The sequence below is a fragment of the Streptomyces sp. NPDC054840 genome, assembly GCF_053611065.1.
Map to the genome: position 1 here is coordinate 1 of NZ_JBSGZP010000529.1, position 5,328 is coordinate 5,328.

At 72.3% G+C, this 5,328-nt stretch carries 2 protein-coding genes; one reads left to right on the forward strand and one right to left on the reverse strand.

The genetic code is table 11. From position 1 onward, the window contains the following. Positions 1-81 precede the first annotated feature (81 nt). Positions 82-1,488, reverse strand: a complete 1,407-nt coding sequence (locus ACWGIU_RS28755) for a DUF2079 domain-containing protein (protein WP_453710595.1) — start codon at positions 1,486-1,488, stop codon at positions 82-84. 231 nt (positions 1,489-1,719) lie between these two features. Here ACWGIU_RS28755 and mfd point away from each other — a divergent pair, with 231 nt between their 5' ends. Further along, on the forward strand, positions 1,720-5,253 hold the full coding sequence (gene mfd, locus ACWGIU_RS28760) for a transcription-repair coupling factor (protein WP_453710596.1): 3,534 nt from the start codon (positions 1,720-1,722) through the stop codon (positions 5,251-5,253). Positions 5,254-5,328 lie beyond the last annotated feature (75 nt).

The window sequence follows — 5,328 nt, forward strand, 5'->3', positions numbered from 1 at the left end:
CGGGACCTCAGGGTCCCGGACCGGCGTCGTTTCCGACGTCGTTTCCGGGGCCGGCGCCGGGGCCCCGGCGGGCACTCCCGGTCACTGCCGCTGCAGCAGGACGATGCCGGCGGCCTCGCCCACGAGGGCGAACCGCTCGTCGGGGTGGAGCTGGCGGGCGTAGCCGGTCGGGTCCTCGCCGGCCCACTTGGAGGAGTTGTCGATGGTGATCCAGTCGGGGACCACGCCCTTGCTGCCGCCGATCCACAGCACGCGGCAGCGGGAGGTCAGCCGGGTCAGCGGGGTGGTGTCGGCCTCCACGGTCGCCCCGTCGGGGATCCGGTCCAGGAGCCGCTCGATGGCCGTGACCCGCTCGGGCTTCTCGTACGTACGGGCCTCCGCGAGCTTGGCGGTCGGCATGGCGGTCGCGCTCAGGGCGAGGGCGGCGGCCAGGACGGCGGTCGGCAGCTGCAGGGCGTACGAGCGCAGCCAGGGCCGCTCGCCGCGCCGGACGGTGTCGATGGCGTCGACCAGGGCGAGCGCCACCACGGGCATGAGTACGGCGCTGTAGTGCCAGTCGGTGGACCAGTAGTGGTCGTCCCCGGACAGGAACCGCCAGCCGAGGGTGGGCGCGGCCACCAGGAGCAGCGGCGAGCGCAGCGCGAGCAGCCCGGAGGTGGGGATCAGCACCCACGCCAGGGTGGTGAGCTTGGTGCCGATGCCGCCGAGCGGACCCGCCCCGTCGATCTTGTCCCAGTAGCCGTAGCCCGCGGTGGCGAAGGCCGGTATCAGGACGGTGAACACCAGGACGGCGAAGACACAGGCCGCGGCGGCGACGCCGAGCGCGGCCACGGTGATCCTCCGGTTGCCGTCGCGGGCCCGCCAGGCCACCACCACGGCCAGGGCGGCGAGGGTGAAGCCGAGGTCCTCCTTGACGAGGATCAGCGGCGCCCCCCACAGCAGGGCGGCCCGCCAGCGGCGGGCGAGCACCGCCTCCAGGGCGAAGGCCAGCAGGGGCACGGCGAAGGCGATCTCGTGGAAGTCGAACTCGACGGCCCGCTGGATGCCCCAGGACAGCCCGTACGCGACGCCGACGGCCAGCCCACGGGCCCGCCCGAGGAACCGCACGGCCGCCCGGGTGACGGGCACGGCGGACAGCGCGAACAGCGCCGACTGCACGACGAGCAGGGTGAGGGGCCCGGGGAAGACCCGGTAGACGGGGGCGACGAGCGCGATGATCGGGCTGAAGTGGTCCCCGAGGATGTTGGCCCCCGGGCCCTTCAGGTCGACGACGGGCTCCTGGAAGTGCGCGTACGCGCGGATCGCCTGCTCGAAGATCCCCAGGTCCCAGGAGGCCCAGTCCATCCGCCGGAACCGCCCGACGGACAGCACGAGGTAGACGAGGAACAGCCCGGCGGCCACCAGCCAGGGCGGAGCCCACGGGTACCGGCCCGGCCGGGCGGATGCCGGTACCACCGGCGCCGGGCGGGCTATCGCATCGCTCGTCACGGACTCGTGCTCCTCCGGGGAAAGTCGTCTCCCCGGCGGAAGACGACGCGGCGAGCTCGGACAGTCACAACACGAACATCGTAAAGCGGCGCGGGGGGCGTCGTCGTAGGGTGGGATCCCCCGGCCCGTGCGACGTGTCGGGCCCTTCGCGTTGCCCCGCGTACGCGGCGTACTCCGCTCCACCGCTCCACCGCACCCCTTCAGACCTTCACCGGACGGAAAGCCTCTTTCATGAGCCTGCACGGACTGCTCGACGCCGTCACCCGTGATGCCGCCCTCGCCGAGGCGGTCACCGCGGCCGGGGACGGCAAGCGCATGCACGTGGACCTGGTCGGCCCCGCCGCCGCGCGGCCCTTCGCGATCGCCGCGCTGGCCCGGCAGACCGGGCGGACCGTGCTGGCGGTCACCGCCACCGGGCGTGAGGCCGAGGACCTGGCCGCCGCACTGCGCTCGCTGCTGCCGCCCGACGAGGTGGTGGACTACCCGTCCTGGGAGACCCTCCCGCACGAGCGGCTCAGCCCGCGCAGCGACACCATGGGCCGTCGGCTCGCCGTCCTGCGCCGCCTCGTGCACCCGAGCGAGGACGACCCGGCCGCAGGTCCCGTGAGCGTGCTCGTCGCACCCATCCGGTCCGTGCTCCAGCCGCAGGTCAAGGGGCTCGGGGAGCTGGTCCCGGTCAGCCTGCGCCAAGGTGGCGGCGCCGACCTGGGCGAGATCACCGAGGCGCTGGCCGCCGCCGCGTACGCGCGGGTCGAGCTCGTCGAGAAGCGCGGGGAGTTCGCCGTGCGCGGCGGCATCCTCGACGTGTTCCCACCCACCGAGGAACACCCGCTGCGCATCGAGTTCTGGGGCGACGAGGTCGAGGAGATCCGCTACTTCAAGGTCGCCGACCAGCGCTCCCTGGAGATCGCCGAGCACGGACTGTGGGCCCCGCCCTGCCGCGAGCTGCTGCTGACCGACGCGGTACGGGAGCGGGCCGCTGCCCTCGCCGAGGCCCATCCCGAGCTCGGCGAGCTGCTGCACAAGATCGCCGAGGGGATCGCCGTGGAGGGCATGGAGTCCCTCGCCCCGGTCCTCGTCGACGAGATGGAACTGCTGATCGACGTGCTGCCCGCCGGGTCGATGGCCGTGGTCTGCGATCCGGAGCGGGTCCGGACCCGGGCCGCCGACCTCGTGGCGACCAGCCAGGAGTTCCTGATGGCCTCCTGGGCGGCCACCGCGGGCGGCGGCGAGGCCCCCATCGACGTCGGCGCGGCCTCGCTCCGCGGGATCGCCGAGGTCCGCGACCGGGCCCGCGAGCTGGACATGATGTGGTGGTCGGTGTCCCCCTTCGCCGCCGACGAGAGCGCGGGCGGCGGCGACACCCTGAAGCTCGGCATGCACGCCCCGGAGGCCTACCGCGGCGACACCGCCCGGGCGCTGGCCGACACCAAGGGCTGGATCGCCGACGGCTGGCACATCGTCTACCTCACCGAGGGCCACGGCCCGGCCGCCCGTACCGTCGAGGTGCTCGGCGGTGAGGGCATCGCGGCCCGGCTGGAGCCGGAACTGCGCACCCTGGAGCCGAGCCTCGTCCACGTGGCCTGCGGCTCGCTCGACAACGGCTTCGTCGACCCCGTCCTGCGCCTGGCCGTCCTCACCGAGACCGACCTGACCGGCCAGCGCACCGCCACCAAGGACCTCGGCCGGATGCCGACCCGGCGCCGCAAGACCATCGACCCGCTGACCCTGGAGGCCGGCGACTACATCGTCCACGAGCAGCACGGCGTGGGCCGCTACGTCGAGATGGTCCAGCGCACGGTCCAGGGCGCCACCCGCGAGTACCTGCTCGTGGAATACGCGCCGGCCAAGCGCGGGCAGCCCGGCGACCGGCTCTACATCCCCACCGACCAGCTGGAGCAGGTCACCAAGTACGTCGGCGGAGAGGCCCCGACCCTGCACCGGCTCGGCGGCGCCGACTGGACCAAGACCAAGGCGCGCGCGAAGAAGGCGGTCAAGGAGATCGCGGCCGACCTCATCAAGCTCTACAGCGCGCGCATGGCGGCCCCCGGCCACACCTTCGGGCCGGACACCCCCTGGCAGCGCGAGCTGGAGGACGCCTTCCCGTACGCGGAGACGCCCGACCAGCTCACCACCATCGCCGAGGTCAAGGAGGACATGGAGAAGTCGGTCCCGATGGACCGGCTGATCTGCGGCGACGTCGGCTACGGCAAGACCGAGATCGCCGTGCGCGCCGCCTTCAAGGCGGTCCAGGACGGCAAGCAGGTCGCCGTGCTCGTCCCGACGACCCTGCTCGTGCAACAGCACTTCGGCACCTTCTCCGAGCGCTACAGCCAGTTCCCCGTCAAGGTGAAGGCGCTCTCGCGCTTCCAGAGCGAGAGCGAGTCCAAGGCCACGCTGGAGGGCCTGCACGAGGGCTCGGTGGACGTGGTCATCGGCACCCACCGGCTGTTCTCGCAGGAGACCCGGTTCAAGGACCTGGGCCTGGTCATCGTCGACGAGGAGCAGCGGTTCGGCGTGGAGCACAAGGAGCAGCTGAAGAAGCTCCGCGCCAACGTCGACGTGCTCACGATGTCCGCGACCCCGATCCCGCGCACCCTGGAGATGGCGGTGACCGGCATCCGCGAGATGTCGACGATCACCACCCCGCCGGAGGAGCGGCACCCGGTGCTCACCTTCGTGGGCCCGTACGAGGAGAAGCAGATCGGCGCGGCCATCCGCCGCGAGCTGCTGCGCGAGGGCCAGTGCTTCTACATCCACAACCGGGTCGAGTCCATCGACCGGGCGGCCGCCAAGCTGCGCGAGATCGTGCCCGAGGCGCGGATCGCGACGGCCCACGGCCAGATGTCGGAGCAGGCCCTGGAGCAGGTCGTCGTCGACTTCTGGGAGAAGAAGTTCGACGTGCTCGTCTCGACCACGATCGTCGAGTCGGGCATCGACATCTCCAATGCCAACACCCTGATCGTGGAGCGCGGCGACAACTTCGGCCTGAGCCAGCTGCACCAGCTGCGCGGACGCGTCGGGCGTGGCCGCGAGCGCGGGTACGCGTACTTCCTGTACCCGCCGGAGAAGCCGCTGACGGAGACCGCGCACGAGCGGCTGGCGACGATCGCCCAGCACACCGAGATGGGTGCGGGCATGTACGTGGCGATGAAGGACCTGGAGATCCGGGGGGCGGGCAATCTGCTCGGCGGCGAGCAGTCCGGTCACATCGCGGGCGTCGGGTTCGACCTCTACATCCGGATGGTGGGCGAGGCCGTGGCCGACTACCGGGCCGCGGTCGAGGGCCAGGTGGAGGAGGAACCGCCGCTGGAGGTCAAGATCGAGCTGCCGGTCGACGCGCACGTCCCGCACGACTACGCGCCGGGCGAGCGGCTGCGCCTGCAGGCGTACCGGTCCATCGCCTCCGCCAACTCCGAGGCCGACATCAAGGCCGTCCGGGAGGAGCTCACCGACCGCTACGGCAAGCTGCCGGAGCCGGTGGAGAACCTGCTGCTGGTGGCCGGTCTGCGGATGCTGGCCCGGGCCTGCGGAGTCGGGGACATCACCCTCCAGGGCAACAACGTCCGGTTCGGGCCGGTGGAACTGCGCGAGTCGCAGGAACTGCGGCTCAAGCGGCTCTACCCGGGGACGGTGCTCAAGCCCGCCACCTCGCAGGTACTGGTCCCGCGCCCGAAGGCGGGCAAGATCGGCGGCAAGCCGGTGGTCGGGCGGGAACTGCTGGCCTGGACGGGGGAGTTCCTCACCACCATCCTCGGCTCGTAGCGGCCGTAGCGGCCGTAGCGGCCGCAGGCGGTGCGGTGACGACGTGAACGGCCGTGGCCGGGGACCTCACAGGTC